The 14,794-nt window shown below is 45.5% G+C and carries 12 protein-coding genes; all 12 read right to left on the bottom strand.

Translation table 11 applies throughout. The features are described from left to right. Positions 1-172: 172 nt before the first annotated feature. Positions 173-4,480: a PolC-type DNA polymerase III gene (locus tag BXP28_RS03740; RefSeq protein ID WP_036654033.1), complete on the bottom strand. Its 4,308-nt coding sequence runs from the start codon at positions 4,478-4,480 to the stop codon at positions 173-175. Positions 4,481-4,564: 84 nt separating this feature from the next. Beyond that, positions 4,565-6,010 carry a proline--tRNA ligase gene (gene proS, locus BXP28_RS03735; RefSeq protein WP_023484690.1) on the bottom strand — a complete coding sequence of 482 codons (1,446 nt, stop codon included), beginning with the start codon at positions 6,008-6,010 and terminating at the stop codon, positions 4,565-4,567. Positions 6,011-6,087: 77 nt separating this feature from the next. Further along, entirely contained in the window at positions 6,088-7,341 is a 1,254-nt protein-coding gene (gene rseP / locus BXP28_RS03730; protein ID WP_023484691.1) for an RIP metalloprotease RseP, read from the bottom strand. 337 nt (positions 7,342-7,678) lie between these two features. Next, a complete protein-coding gene (locus BXP28_RS03725) occupies positions 7,679-8,830 on the bottom strand; it encodes a 1-deoxy-D-xylulose-5-phosphate reductoisomerase (protein WP_036656569.1) in 1,152 nt (383 codons plus the stop codon). Between the two features lie 33 nt (positions 8,831-8,863). Further along, positions 8,864-9,652, bottom strand: a complete 789-nt coding sequence (locus tag BXP28_RS03720) for a phosphatidate cytidylyltransferase (RefSeq protein ID WP_023484693.1) — start codon at positions 9,650-9,652, stop codon at positions 8,864-8,866. 23 nt (positions 9,653-9,675) lie between these two features. Then, entirely contained in the window at positions 9,676-10,452 is a 777-nt protein-coding gene (uppS, locus tag BXP28_RS03715; RefSeq protein ID WP_023484694.1) for an undecaprenyl pyrophosphate synthase, read from the bottom strand. A 71-nt stretch (positions 10,453-10,523) separates the two neighbouring features. After that, complete coding sequence (gene frr / locus BXP28_RS03710) at positions 10,524-11,078, bottom strand: ribosome recycling factor (protein ID WP_036654032.1); 555 nt, start codon at positions 11,076-11,078, stop codon at positions 10,524-10,526. A 3-nt stretch (positions 11,079-11,081) separates the two neighbouring features. Continuing rightward, positions 11,082-11,807, bottom strand: a complete 726-nt coding sequence (pyrH, locus tag BXP28_RS03705; RefSeq protein ID WP_024094262.1) for a UMP kinase — start codon at positions 11,805-11,807, stop codon at positions 11,082-11,084. A gap of 227 nt (positions 11,808-12,034) precedes the next feature. Beyond that, on the bottom strand, positions 12,035-12,685 hold the full coding sequence (gene tsf / locus BXP28_RS03700) for a translation elongation factor Ts (RefSeq protein ID WP_023484697.1): 651 nt from the start codon (positions 12,683-12,685) through the stop codon (positions 12,035-12,037). Positions 12,686-12,816: 131 nt separating this feature from the next. After that, a complete protein-coding gene (gene rpsB / locus BXP28_RS03695; protein ID WP_024094263.1) occupies positions 12,817-13,515 on the bottom strand; it encodes a 30S ribosomal protein S2 in 699 nt (232 codons plus the stop codon). A gap of 228 nt (positions 13,516-13,743) precedes the next feature. Further along, positions 13,744-14,235, bottom strand: a complete 492-nt coding sequence (locus BXP28_RS03690) for a hypothetical protein (RefSeq protein WP_023484699.1) — start codon at positions 14,233-14,235, stop codon at positions 13,744-13,746. Then, positions 14,228-14,782: a hypothetical protein gene (locus BXP28_RS03685; protein ID WP_024094264.1), complete on the bottom strand. Its 555-nt coding sequence runs from the start codon at positions 14,780-14,782 to the stop codon at positions 14,228-14,230. The genes BXP28_RS03690 and BXP28_RS03685 overlap by 8 nt, the downstream gene beginning before the upstream one ends. Positions 14,783-14,794: the final 12 nt, after the last annotated feature.

Below are 14,794 nucleotides of genomic sequence, written 5' to 3'. Positions count from 1 at the left end.
CCTCCTGTACTGTCTTTTCGGGTCTTAGTAACCAAAAAAGTCTCATAGCAAAATGTAAAGAGTGGGTTGCCCCACTCTCCCGTTAATAAGTCGATATCCTCATTATTGCCAAGAAAAATTATACCATAACCTTAATTCTTATGACAATAGTGAATCCTTTTCAGGCGCCCAATTAAAACAGGGAAAGCTGGTTGGACTCGGGAAGCCCGCGGAAACAGCCCATTTGACCCAGCAATTCCACTATACTCTTCGATACTTTTGCCCTAGTCTGAAAATCCTCAATGGAGAGGAAATCTCCGCCTTCACGCGAAGCCGCGATATTTTTAGCGGCATTCTCTCCAATACCGGGAACCGCTGAGAATGGAGGAATGAGCGAATCCCCGTCGATAATGAATTTGTTGGCTTCCGACCGGTACAGGTCAACCGGTTTGAAACTGAAACCCCGGGCTGTCATTTCAAGGGCCATTTCCAGGATGGAAATCATCGCTCTCTCCTTAGGAAGCGCCTGAAAACCTTTTTCCTCAATCTCAATCAGTCGTTTTAAAATGGTATCGTATCCCTGGCAAAGAAGATCGAGTTCAAAGTCCTCCGCCCGGACAGAAAAGTAAGTAGCATAGAAAGCGATAGGATGATACAGCTTGTAGTACGCCGTGCGAACAGCTGAGATGACATAAGCTGCGGCGTGGGCTTTCGGGAACATATACTCAATCCGTTCGCAGGATTCAATATACCAATCCGGCACGTTGTGTTTTTTCATCTCCTCTTTCCATTCGTCCGTAAGCCCCTTTCCTTTCCGCACGCTCTCTGTAATTTTAAAAGCCAGCCCTGCATCCATGCCGGCTTTATAGATCAGGTACAACATGATATCGTCCCGGCAGCCGATAACGGTTTTAATGCTGCATATGCCTTTTCGTATCAGTTCCTGGGCATTGCCAAGCCAAACCCCCGTGCCGTGGGACAAGCCGGAAATTTGCAGCAAATCCGCAAAGCTGCTCGGCTGTGTTTCCTGAAGCATCTGGCGAACGAATTTAGTACCCATCTCCGGCACTCCGAAAGTGCCTACAGGAGAACGGATCTGTTCGGGAGTTACGCCAAGCGCATCCGTCGAATTGAAGATGCTCATTACCTTCGGGTCATTCATTGGAATTTTCAACGGATCTACGCCGGTTAAATCCTGAAGCATTCTCATCATAGTCGGGTCATCGTGACCCAGAATGTCCAGTTTTAGCAAGTTCGCATCAAAGGCGTGGTAATCGAAATGGGTTGTTTTCCACTCCGATTTCGTATCATCCGCCGGAAATTGAACAGGCGTAATATCATCCACTTCAATATAATCCGGTACTACAACAATTCCCCCAGGATGCTGTCCTGTACTCCTTTTAACCCCGGTACACCCTGAAGCAAGCCGGCTTATCTCTGCATTCCTCCATTTTTTTCCAAGGCTTTCTTCATATTTTTTCACATAGCCGAATGCTGTTTTTTCCGCCACCGTTCCTATTGTTCCTGCCCGGAATACATTTTTCTCGCCAAAGAGCACCTTTGTGTAATTATGGGCCACTGGCTGATACTCACCGGAAAAGTTGAGATCAATATCCGGTACCTTGTCGCCTTTAAAACCGAGGAATGTTTCGAACGGAATATCCTGCCCCTCACCCTTCAGCTTTCCGCCACAATGCGGGCACTCCTTGTCAGGGAGATCAAATCCACTGGGGACACTTCCGTCCATGAACCATTCACTATGTTTGCAAGAACTGCAAATGTAATGGGGAGGAAGCGGATTAACTTCAGATATTCCAAGCATCATTGCCACAACAGAAGATCCGACGGAACCCCGTGATCCAACCAGATAGCCGTCTTCATTCGATTTTTTAACCAGTCTCTCCGAGATGAGATAGTTTGCAGAGAACCCGTATTTGATAATCGGAACAAGTTCTTTCTCAAGCCGGTCAATAATAACCTGGGGAAGGTCTTCGCCGTAAATCTGCTTCGCCGTATTATAGCATTTTGTCCGGATTTCTTCGTCTGCTCCTTCAATAATCGGGGTGAAGAGCTTGTCCGGGAACAGTTCGAGTTCTTCGAAGCGGTCTGCCAGTTCGTTCGTATTTTTGACGACTACTTCATAGGCTTTCTCTTTACCGAGGAATTGAAATTGCTCCAGCATATCGGAAGTAGTTCGGAAGTGGGCATCCGGTTTTTTCATGTCCTTAAGCGGGCTAAATCCGGTTATGCCGTTAATCGTAATATCCCGGCATACTTTATCCCTTGGGTGAAGATAGTGGACATTACCGGTGGCTATAACCGGTTTACCAAGTTTCTCACCAATCCGGATAATACGTTTCACCGCATCCTCCAGATCCGCTTTGCTGCCTACAAGCCCTTTTTCTACCAGATGCCTATTATAATCAACAGGCTGTATTTCCAAAACATCATAAAACTCAGCAATTCCCTCGGCTTCTTCCATCGATTTGTTAAGAACCGCTTCGAAAAATTCCCCTTTTTCACAGCCTGAAGCAATGATGAGTCCTTCCCGCAGTTCAATCAGTTTGCTTTTAGGAATACAAGCTACCCTGTGAAAATATTCCGTGTGCGATAAAGAAACAAGCCTGTACAGATTCTTCTTCCCAACCATATCTTTGGCATATATGCAGCAGTGGAACGGTCTTGTATTTCTTAAATCTTTTCCCACATGATCATTCAACCGGTTCAGCTGTGTCAGGTTCTGTTCCTCTGCTTCTTGAAGTAAATGATTTAAAATATGCATAAGTGCAACCGTATCATCAATGGCCCGGTGGTGATTCTCCAGGCTGACCTTGAACTTATCGGCAAGTGTATTCAGTCTATGATTTTTCAAGGACGGGAATAGAAGTCTCGCCAGCTCCAGCGTATCCAGAGAAGGGTTGGGCAGTTCAGGCATGCCAATGTTTTTCAGATTCGCCTGGATAAAGCCCATATCGAATCTGGCATTGTGCGCAACAAGCACAGCGTCCCCTACAAACTCGACAAATTTCGGCAGCTCCTCGGCGATATCAGGGGCTCCCTGTACCATCTCATCTGTGATGTTGGTCAGCTGCTGAATGTTATATGGAATCTTTTCATGAGGGTCGATAAAAGTTGTATACCGTCCAATCTCTTTTCCATCTTTCATTTTCACTCCGGCTATTTCTATAATCTTGTTATTGATAACGGATAAGCCGGTCGTTTCAATATCAAACACAACATAAGTAGCTTCTTTCAATTTGATTTCTTTGGAGTTTTCAACAATTGGTACAGAGTCATTAACCACGTTAGCTTCCAGCCCATAAATGACTTTCATGCCGTGTTTCTTTCCCGCCTTGTTAGCATCTGGGTAACATTGAACCCCGCTATGGTCCGTTATTGCAATAGCTTTGTGGCCCCATTTGGCAGCTGTCTTAATGTACTCTCCTACCGGTGTAATTCCATCCATGGTGCTCATCGTCGTATGAAGATGGAATTCTACCCGCTTCTCTTCCGCATCATCTGTCCTCTCTTTGGGAGGAAGAACTTCATTGATATCGGACGGCATCATTACAAGCTCAGGTACCTGCATGAAACGGTCATATTCTACCCGGCCTCTGGCCCGAATCCATTTGCCGTTAGCCAGAAGGCTAAGTACACGTACATCTTCCTTTGTCTTGGCAAATGATTTCATCATAATAGAATCGGTAAAATCTGTAAGATTATAAGTAAAGAGCGGACTCCCGTTGCGCAGTTCTTTCATTTCCAGGCCAAAAATTGTTCCCTGAATGGTGATTTTCTTTTCTTCATCAATTACTTCCATAATCGGAACCGGCATATCTTTAATTTCATAACCGACCATCAGCTGCACATCAGCATCCAAAGCTTCTGCTGCGGCTGTTTCTTCCTGTTTAACTGATTGCATGATTTCCTGAGTAACCACTTTTTCTTCTTCTTCAATCTGTTTGGCAAACTGAACGTACTCTTCTTCCGACATCTCGCTTACCGCATATCGAACCGACAACTCGGTCATGAAATATTCCATGAAAAAGGTGCGGACCCATTCGTCCATCTTTTTCTTTTTTGCCAGTTCAAGCCCAATATTGTCCAGCAGGGTTAACGTTAATAGATGATCCTGGACCTCTACTTTTGCCCGGCTTAGCCAGCCGTTCACGGACACGGCTTCCCGCTGTACCCACTCGATAAACAAGCTCCAAAACTGCTCTACTACTTCAGCAGGCTGTGCCTCTTGCATGTGCAGTTTAAATCGTATTTTCGCGATATGCTGAAATTTCTCTTGAATCCTTTTGCAAAAGTTCCTGTACGCTTCCTGAGGAACTATAGTTGATTTCAGTAAATAAAATGTCCACTCGCGGTTCGTGCGGCTGCATTCCACCTTCTCTATGTAGGCATCCGAAAAAAAGGCTTGTGCCAGTTCGGAAGGGATCTCTGCCTGCTGCATCAAAAGCTCGAACCGCTTCCTTTTCTCTGCCGTATTCGTCATGTCCATCCTCCCCGTATTACCGCCTGTTTGGCAGTAGTCAATAAGAAAGGGCAAAAGTAAATTCTTTTGCCCCGGACTGCCCGATTAATAAGATTTGCCGAATACCACCGTATGCTTAGCAGGTGCTCCGCAAACGAGACACGTGGATTTATGTTCTCTTGGTTCAAATGGAATGTTGCGGCTCGTAGCACCAGTTTCATCCTTAACTGTAGCTTCACAAGCTTCTGAACCGCACCACCCGGCTAATGCAAAGCCGCGCTTGGCTTCCAAAAATGCTTTAAATTCATCCAGTGTATCCACACTGATCATATGTTCTTCCAGGAACTGCTTCGCTTTGGCAAACATTTGGTTATGGGCCTCATCAAGAAGCCGGGTGATCTCTTCAACCAGGTTATCCTGTGCTACCACTTTCTTTTCTCCGGTTACACGGGATACAAGAATCACCTGTCCATTTTCCATATCGCGGGGGCCAAGCTCTACCCGTACCGGGACCCCTCTCATTTCGTATTCGTTGAACTTCCAGCCCGGACTTTGTTCACGGGCGTCCACCCGTACCCGGAAACCGGCTTTTTTGATCTCTGTCTGAAGTTCGTATGTCTTAGCGAGGACCTGGTCTCTGGTCTTAGCCGGTCCTATTGGAATCATAATAACCTGGGTCGGAGCAACTTTCGGCGGCATCACAAGTCCGCGGTCATCACCGTGAGCCATAATCATAGCACCAATCAAGCGGGTCGATACTCCCCAGGATGTGGTATGAACAAACTCATGCTGATTTTCACGATTCAAAAATTTAATATCAAATGCTTCAGCAAAATTCGTTCCCAAGTAATGCGATGTGCCTGCCTGTACCGCTTTGCCGTCCTTCATCATCGCTTCAATAGAGTACGTATCGATAGCCCCGGCAAATTTTTCGGATGGTGTTTTTTGTCCGGTAATAACAGGAATAGCCAAGTAATCTTCGACAAAGGTTCGGTAGATTTCCAGCATCTGCATCGTTTCTTTTCTGGCATCCGCTTCATCCTCATGTGCCGTATGCCCTTCTTGCCATAAAAATTCGCTCGTTCGCAGGAATGGGAGTGTTCTTTTTTCCCAGCGTACTACGTTCGCCCATTGGTTAATCAGCAGCGGAAGGTCCCGGTAGGAATTGATCCATTCCGCATACATATGGCCTACCATGGTTTCTGAAGTCGGACGAACTGCCAGCCGTTCCTCCAGCTTTTCGCCACCCGCTTCAGTTACCCAAGGTAATTCAGGGTTGAAACCCTCCACATGTTCTTTCTCTTTCTGGAAAAAACTTTCCGGAATAAAGAGCGGAAAATAAGCATTGCGATGACCCGTTTCCTTAAACATATCATCCAAAATGCGCTGGCAGTTTTCCCAAATTTCATATCCGTCCGGTTTGAAAACCATACAGCCTCTAACGGGTGAATAACTCATTAAATCCGCTTTTTTGATGACATCAATATACCACTGCGAGAAGTCCTCCTGCTGAGGTGTAATCTCTTTGACAAACTGCTTATCCTTCGACATATGCTCCTCCTCACAGTCTGCTGCCGGCAGTCCCGGCGGCAGACAACTTCATACACTGATACTATAGTAAAACTATATTACTGTTTGATCAATCTTAAAATATCGTTGTAGGTCACGGCTATCATCAGCATGAACAACATGGCAAAACCGATGAAATGGACCATCCCCTCTTTATTAGGATCGACCGGTTTCCCTCTGACCGCCTCCAGACCCAAGAAAACAAGACGGCTTCCGTCCAAGGCCGGAAATGGAAGAAGGTTGAATATTCCAAGGTAAAGGCTGAGCAGTGCCATCCAGTAAAGGAAAGCAGAAAATCCAACCGATGCAAATTGTCCGGTAACTTCCACAATGCGGACAGGACCACCAAGATCATCCATCTTGAAATCACCCAGCACCAGCTTTTTGAATCCGTCCATGATGCCTACCGTAGAATTGACGACATGATTGTAGGTGCCTGTCATAACTTCTTTGAAAGAAGCCGTTCTTGTATCCGCCGTTATGCGCACTCCTACCATGATAGTCCCATCAATTTGTTCCGGTGTTACCTTTAAAGGAATCTCTTCATTACCGCGTTTTACTAACCAATCCATCGTTTGGTCCGGTGATGCCTGAATGAGTCTTTTAAACTTGTCCTGATCGGCACCAATCGGTTCGTTGTTAACGGATATCACAATATCCCCGGCTTTCAGGCCAGCTTTGGCAGCAGGCTGATTAGCCATCACTGAGTCCATTTTTACATTTGTCGGGACTCCGCTCATGATGACCAGAATCAGGAACAAGACTATAGCAAGCAAAAAGTTCATGACTGGTCCCATCACTATGGATAAAGCACGTGCTCCGACAGTCTTGCTGGAGTATTGCCGGTCGTAAGGGGCAATTTGGGTTTCCTTGCCTTTGGCCACGATCATGGCATCTTCTTGAACAGGATATTGAACAGATTCTCCTCCTACATCCAGCCGGATAAAGAGTTCTCTTTCGAGATCAATCTCTTCAATAACCCCTTGAATAACATGAGATCTTCGATCGAGCTGGTCCAGATAAATCTTGCCGATCTTCCCCTCATTATTTAACTCCACGGCAATGGTTTGGCCGCTTTGCGCTTCTACTACTTCAGGGTCTTCCCCGGCCATACGGCAGTAGCCGCCAAATGGAAGAAGGCGCAGCGTATATCTGGTTTCACCTTTTTTATGAGAGAACAGCTTTGGCCCAAATCCGATGGCAAACTCGCGGACCAAAATGCCGGCACGCTTGGCAAAATAAAAATGTCCCCACTCGTGGATAGATACGAGGACGAAAAATAGAAAGATCACTTTCAAAGCGGTTTCGATCATGCCGCACCATCCCTCCTTTGCGTCATATGTCTTAGATTAACATTATTTCTAAGTTTAAAACAAGCCATACCAAACCTATGGCATGTATACGAGAGAGGGATCCTGTTTAGAAGTAATCAGTAACAACTTTACCCTCCTGTTTAAGAAAGATCCGGTCGGATGGAAATCTAAATGATGAAATTGATTCGCTTATTTTTAATTTAAGCGTACGGGGAAATGGTTCAATTGACTTTCCCCTTGTTGAAAAAAGAGCCTGACAACCGGCACCGCGGCTGACGGCTCGTCTAATCAAGTTGACTCTTTATGGTTCTTTGCCCCATATGACCTACAGAGAAACTTAACGGATTTGCGAGGCAAATGTTCTAGCCCATGAATCTGCTTCTGTTATCTCCTCCAAAGACGGCATTGTTTCCGGATTATGCGCATTTAGCGTACGTTCAATCAAATCTTCAATTTTGAGGAAAGAAATTTCACCTTTTAAAAACCGGGCAACTGCCACTTCATTAGCTGCATTGAATACGGTTGTGGCTGTACCTCCAGCCTTTCCGCATTCATATGCCATTCTAAGGCATGGAAAACGGTCAAAGTCCATCCTTTGAAAATGCAGCTTGCCGATCTCGGCAAGGTTAAGACTCTTACCTGGAGACGGCAGGCGCTTAGGAAAGGTTAGGGCATATTGAATCGGAATTCTCATATCAGGAAGACCCAATTGAGCTATAATACTGTAGTCTTGGAATTCGACATAAGAGTGGATAATACTCTCGGGATGGATCATAACTTCAATTTGTCCATAAGGAACCCCGAAAAGCCAGTGAGCTTCAATTACTTCCAGTCCTTTATTAACCATTGTTGCCGAATCAATCGTTACTTTTGCTCCCATTGACCAGTTCGGATGGTTCAATGCTTCCTTCACTGTGACTCCCTGCAGCTGATCACGGGTTTTGTCCCGAAAAGAACCGCCTGAAGCCGTTAACGTAATAGCACGAACGTCTTTGCTGTTTTCTCCGTTTAGGCATTGAAAAATAGCAGAGTGCTCACTATCTAGGGGGAGCAGAGTAACTTTATGCTTCCGGGCTGCTTCCGTAACCAGATGTCCGGCACTTACCAGGGTCTCCTTGTTGGCGAGTGCAATTTGTTTACCTGATTCTATGGCAGCAAGAGTTGGCTTTAGACCTTGGCTTCCCACAACTGCCGTTAGTGTCACATCCGCATCCGTCCCCGCCGCCGCTTCGATCAACCCTTCTTCGCCATAGAAAACTTTCGTATCCGGCGGAACCAGAGATTTTATTTGTTCCGCGAGTTTCTTGTCGGCAACCGAAATCATCTCCGGACTAAACTTTCTGGCCTGCTCAGCAAGTAAATTAATATTACGTCCTCCTGCCAATGCTTTAACGGTGAACAATTCCGGGTGATTTTCGACCACCTCTAGCGTTTGGGTTCCTATTGAACCTGTTGATCCGAGTATTGAAATTGATTTTGTTGTTAGCATAAGCATCTCCGTTTCCTGAATTTCCCCTAAAACTTATGGAAGCAAAGACAGCAAGTGAACGATAGGAAAGACGATAAGCCAGCTGTCCACACGGTCGAGTATGCCCCCGTGCCCCGGAAGGATGGCGCCTGTATCTTTAATGCCTTTGACCCGTTTATATGCCGATTGGATTAAATCTCCCAGCTGGCCTACTACAGCGATAACAACACCAAGCAGGGCTGCCCGTCCGATTGAAAGCAGTTCCGGATCATATAACGCAAAAGCTACTGCTACGATTGCGGCAATAATTACACCGCCAATGGAACCCTCCACAGACTTTTTAGGGCTTATAACCGGCCAAAGCGGGTGTTTCCCCAGCTTTGATCCGACAAAATAAGCTCCTGCATCACTAGCCCATATGCAAAGAAAGATGAGCAGTGTCCAGAACAAGCCATTTTCAAGACGCGTCAGGATCATATAATAAAACCCAATCCCTATGTAAACTACTCCAATAAAGAGGAGGGCAATCTGATCGATTGTAATTTTATTTTTGGACAAAACCGTTATGGCGAGCAAAACAAACATCAGCAGCCAGATGACTGCAGAAGTATCAGGTTGAAAAGACCATCCTGTCAGGCTCCAGGGAATTGTAAGCACGATCAACCCCAGCCAGCCTGCTGCATACGTTCCCTTGTTTGCTTTCATATGAATCATCCGGACAAATTCGTCATAGCCGATAATTGCCATGAGCAAGAGTAAAGCGGCATACCAATAGGAGCCGAGAATTAACAGAGCAATGAATCCAGCACCGGCAACCACACCTGTGACAATACGCTGCTTCAAAAGATACTACCTCCAAACCGTAATTATACCGCGCCATACCGCCTTGCACGACGTTGATATTCCGCAATAGCTTGATAAAAATGAGATTCAGTAAATTCTGGCCAGTAGGCATCTGTGAACCATAGTTCCGTATAGGCCAGCTGCCATAAGAGGAAATTGCTTAATCTCAGCTCGCCACTTGTACGGATCAATAAATCCGGATCAGGCAAGCCTGCGGTCAGCATATACCCGGAAAAAGTTTCTTCGTCGAGCTGCGACAGATCAAGTTTACCGGATTTCACATCCCGAACCACTTCATGGACGCCGGAAAGAAGCTCTTTCCGTCCGCCATAATTAAGGGCGAAGTTAAGAATAAGACCGGTATTGTGCTTCGTGCGTTCAATGGCACCCTCGACCGCCTTTAGCGTATGGTCCGGCAGTCCTTCACACCAGCCTGTCATATGAACGCGAACATTATTTTCTATAAGTTCATCAATTTCCAAAGGGAAGAATTCCTGCGGCAGTTTCATCAAAAACTCCACTTCTTCCTTTGGTCTCTTCCAATTCTCAGTCGAGAACGCATACATCGTAAGTACCTGTACCCCGATGTCATTGGCGGCCATCGTAATTTTTTTGACATTTTTCATACCTGAATGATGGCCGGCTACCCGGGGCAAGCCTCTTTGCCTGGCCCAGCGACCGTTGCCATCCATGATAATCGCCACATGTTTCGGAACGTTCTCAAGATCAAGGGATGAAGCATCCGGTTTCTCCTTCTGACCGGAACTGTTCCCAAACCATTTTTTTAACGGATTGAACATCTTTTTTCCTCCACTAAAGGAAAGATGAAAAGCCCCCAGCTATACCAATAGATAAGGGGCCTCACTTGTTGCTAGACTTCCATAATTTCTTTTTCTTTCGCAGCCAGTACTTTATCTACTTCTGCAATATATTTGTCGGTTGATTTCTGAATATCATCCTGATGACGCCTGGATTCATCTTCTGAAATCTCCGTTTTTTCCATCTTTTTAATACTTTCATTCGAATCACGGCGGATGTTGCGGATGGCCACTTTCGCGTCTTCTCCGTATTTTTTTGTCATTTTAACCAATTCCAGCCGTCTCTCCTCTGTTAGCGGCGGGATCGTAAGACGAATCATTGTACCGTCGCTTGTAGGAGTTAATCCCAGCTCAGATTTCAAAATCGCCTTCTCAATAGCACCTAAAGAACTTTTGTCCCAAGGTTGGATGAGTAGAGTGCGGGGATCCGGCACATTAATGTTCGCCAGCTGATTCAGGGGCGTCATTGCTCCGTAATACTCCACTTGAACACGATCAAGCAGTGCTGGAGTAGCACGGCCCGCACGAAGTGAAACCAGCTCTTTTTGAAGAGCTGCTACTGCTTTTTGCATACGGTCTTCCGCATTTATTTTCACTGATTGAGGCATGAATTATACACTCCCTTTAACTGTTGTACCGATTTTTTCGCCGAGCACTACGCGCTTGATATTGCCTTTCTCCGTAATGGAGAAGACGATTAGCGGAATATCATTGTCCATACATAAGGAAGATGCTGTTGAGTCCATAACTCTCAGGTTTTTATTCAATACTTCCAAATAAGTTAAGGTTTCGTACTTCACGGCTGCGTCATCTTTGAACGGATCAGCAGAGTAAACACCATCGACCTTGTTTTTGGCCATAAGAATCACTTCAGCCTCGATCTCCGCTGCCCGAAGCGCTGCTGTTGTATCCGTAGAGAAATAGGGGTTACCGGTTCCGGCTGCGAATATGACTACGCGTCCCTTTTCCAAATGACGGATAGCTCTTCGGCGGATATATGGTTCAGCGACTTGCTGCATGGATATTGAGCTCTGCACACGGGTAGGAACTCCTATAGTTTCAAGTGCGTCCTGCAATGCCAGGGAGTTCATTACCGTTGCCAGCATTCCCATATAATCTGCAGTGGCCCGGTCAATGCCCTTGGAACTTCCGGCGATTCCTCTCCAAATGTTGCCTCCGCCTACGACAATTGCCACTTCCACCTGTAAGTCGACAACTTCTTTCACTTGAGCCGCAATCGAGGAGATCATCTCGGAATCGATGCCGTACCCCTGCTGTCCTGCCAAAGCTTCCCCACTTAGTTTAAGAATAACACGTTTGAAAAAAGGTCGCTCCAACTTTAAAAACCCTCCGTTTCCCAAAAAAGCTTATCATTTCTTAAATGAATCCATTTCATAACTTAGATTTTCATCCAAACGGGTACAAGATATAGTTAAATCCGGACCGTATTTATCTATATCTTTTCGATTAAGCGCTCACCAGTTGTATGATGAAATTGATTCAACTGAATACTTTATTTTAAAAAAGAAGGAACACGGTGTGTGTTCCTATTTCGGGTTGCCTATTAAAGTTTCGCTTGAGCCATAACTTCTTCAACGAAGTTGTCCTGTTTCTTCTCAAGACCTTCACCCAGCTCGAAACGAACGAAACGACGAACAGAAATGTTTTCACCGATTTGACCGATCTTCTCTTTCAAAAGAGTTTCAACGGTTTTATCCGGATCTTTAATGAAAGCTTGTTCAAGCAGGCAAACTTCTTCATAGTATTTGCTCATGCGGCCTTCCACCATTTTCTCAACGATATGGGCTGGTTTACCTTCGTTCAAAGCCTGGGCTTTCAAGATTTCCTTTTCTTTCTCGATCGCTTCCTGAGGCACTTCTTCGCGGCGAACATAAGTCGGGTTTGCCGCTGCGATCTGCATAGCGATATCTTTTACCAGGGCACGGAAATTGTCTGTTTTGGCAACAAAGTCGGTTTCGCAGTTTACTTCAACCAGAACTCCGATACGTCCGCCTGCATGAATATAGGATTCAACCATACCTTCCGTGGCTACACGTCCGGCTTTTTTCGCTGCGGCAGCAAGGCCTTTTTCACGAAGAAGCTCGGTTGCTTTAGCAACGTCACCGTTTGCTTCATCCAGTGCTTTTTTACAATCTAACATACCTGCGCCTGTTTTCTCGCGCAGTTCTTTTACCATAGCTGCGGTAATTGCCATTTTGGAACCTCCCGAATAGTTTACGTAAGTACTTGAATAAGATACTGCTCAAAGAGCTTATCTTTTAAAAAAAGGGTGGGTGATAGGCTTAAGCACCTTCAACCCACCCTTTTTTCTTTCGCTTATATCAATTAAGCAGTTGTTTCTTCACCTTGGTGAGACTCAATTACAGCGTCTGCCATCTTAGCAGTGAGAAGCTTGACAGCGCGAATTGCATCGTCGTTACCAGGAATCACGTAATCAATTTCATCCGGATCACAGTTAGTGTCCACGATACCTACGATCGGGATACCCAATTTACGGGCTTCAGCAACTGCGATGCGTTCTTTGCGCGGGTCGATGACGAACAATGCACTTGGCAAGCCTTTCATGCCTTTAATACCGCCAAGGAATTTCTCAAGACGGTCTTTTTCTTTGCGCAGAAGGATAACTTCTTTTTTAGGCAGCAAGTCGAAAGTTCCGTCCTCTTCCATTTTTTCCAGTTCACGAAGACGATTGATCCGCTTTTGAATAGTTTGGAAGTTTGTCAGTGTACCGCCAAGCCAACGTTGGTTGATATAGAACATACCGCAACGTTCGGCTTCTTCTTTTACAGAGTCTTGGGCCTGTTTCTTTGTACCTACGAAAAGAATGGTTCCATTCTCTTCAGCAAGAGATTTAACAAAGTTGTAAGCTTCCTCAACTTTCTTAACTGTCTTTTGCAGGTCAATGATGTAAATTCCGTTTCTTTCGGTGAAGATGTATTTGTCCATTTTCGGGTTCCAACGACGGGTTTGGTGACCGAAGTGTACCCCAGCTTCAAGCAGCTGTTTCATGGAGATAACTGCCATCCTCACACACCTCCTCTAAAAATGGTTTTATAGTGATCCTCCGCCCATCGCATCTTTACTTAAAACTCGCCTTTCAGCAAGCACCATTAAGCAAATTGACAGACGTATGTAATAACACCGTCAACAAATATACCACAACTGCGAACCCGTTGCAACACTTTGGCTATCCGTGTCAAAACGAATTTAAACAGAAAAACAGGCGCCTTTCTGCGACTGCGACAGCCTGTTTTATGGTAAGGTAGTCAAATTGGTGATGATCTCATCCAGTGAAGGCTGTCCTTCAAAATGATGCAGCCCGGTCTGGATTTTAGTTTGCAGGTTCCTATTATTAAGCTCCTGCTGAAGCTCTTTGCTGTCCTGAACGAATCCCATTTTTTCAAGAAGGTCACTGACCGATTTGGAGTCCATGTTTGAGGCGACATATAAATATCCTTGCTTCCCGCCGGCTTTTTCTTCTTTATGTGCTGCCTCACCTTCCAGCTGTTTGCTTAACTCTTCTTTAAACTGATCTTGGGTATATACTTTCTCTTGTTTATCAAAAATCTGGTAATAAGATTTTGCAGCTTCCTTTAAAGAAGCGGGATCCATTTCTTTAGGACTCACTCCCGCTGTATGGGGGGACTGTACCGGCTGTACGGCAACGTTCATCAGCTGCAGCAATAGAGCTCCCGCAATTAACCCGGAACCAAGACCAATTAGAAAATACCTATTTTTAAACACGATCCTGTTCCTCCTGTTTTGCCAAACCGAGAATCAGCCCAACTTCCCCTTTGTTCATTTCTGTCTTTTTGGCAATGTATTCAACGGACTTTCCTTGGTCGTACAGCCGAAAAATATCCGGATAGCGCTGACGAATGCTTGGTTCATTCGGAGTCCCAATTTCAAAGCCGTTTGGTAAACCCGAGCTATTTTCACCCGTAGATTCCGAATCCGGAACAGGCTGCATCTGAATGTTCTCACTACAGATTTTCTGAACGGCGGCTGCTAATTCAGCTTGGGCCAAGGCTAACTGGGAGACCTGACCCTCAAGAGAATCAATATGCCCTTGCATCCGGGAAAGCTTCATCTCGTTTTCCTGTTTGTTCGTTTGCAGGACTTTCATCAAAGCTTCATTCTGTTCTTCCAAATCAGCCGCAAAGTGATCCATCAGCTGTCCTACCTGCGGCAGTATGCTGCTTTCTGATTGGCCGTTTTTTTCCTGTCTGCGAAGCAGTGCAAAAACAAGAATGCATAGACCCACAAGAACAATATAAATCCATGGCTGCATGCTGTTAACACC

Source organism: Paenibacillus larvae subsp. larvae, from assembly GCF_002003265.1.
Classification (GTDB): domain Bacteria; phylum Bacillota; class Bacilli; order Paenibacillales; family NBRC-103111; genus Paenibacillus_H; species Paenibacillus_H larvae.
Note: the sequence above shows the minus strand (reverse complement) of the source record. Positions and strands in the feature narration are given on the sequence as shown.

Coding starts and splice junctions, on each gene's coding strand:
- BXP28_RS03740 (WP_036654033.1), bottom strand. CDS start 4,480: ATGACGAATACGGCAGAGAAAAGGAAGCGGTTCGAGCTTTTGATGCAG.
- proS (WP_023484690.1), bottom strand. CDS start 6,010: ATGTCGAAGGATAAGCAGTTTGTCAAAGAGATTACACCTCAGCAGGAG.
- rseP (WP_023484691.1), bottom strand. CDS start 7,341: ATGATCGAAACCGCTTTGAAAGTGATCTTTCTATTTTTCGTCCTCGTA.
- BXP28_RS03725 (WP_036656569.1), bottom strand. CDS start 8,830: ATGCTAACAACAAAATCAATTTCAATACTCGGATCAACAGGTTCAATA.
- uppS (WP_023484694.1), bottom strand. CDS start 10,452: ATGTTCAATCCGTTAAAAAAATGGTTTGGGAACAGTTCCGGTCAGAAG.
- frr (WP_036654032.1), bottom strand. CDS start 11,078: ATGCCTCAATCAGTGAAAATAAATGCGGAAGACCGTATGCAAAAAGCA.
- tsf (WP_023484697.1), bottom strand. CDS start 12,685: ATGGCAATTACCGCAGCTATGGTAAAAGAACTGCGCGAGAAAACAGGC.
- rpsB (WP_024094263.1), bottom strand. CDS start 13,515: ATGGCAGTTATCTCCATGAAACAGCTGCTTGAAGCTGGGGTACACTTC.
- BXP28_RS03685 (WP_024094264.1), bottom strand. CDS start 14,782: ATGCAGCCATGGATTTATATTGTTCTTGTGGGTCTATGCATTCTTGTT.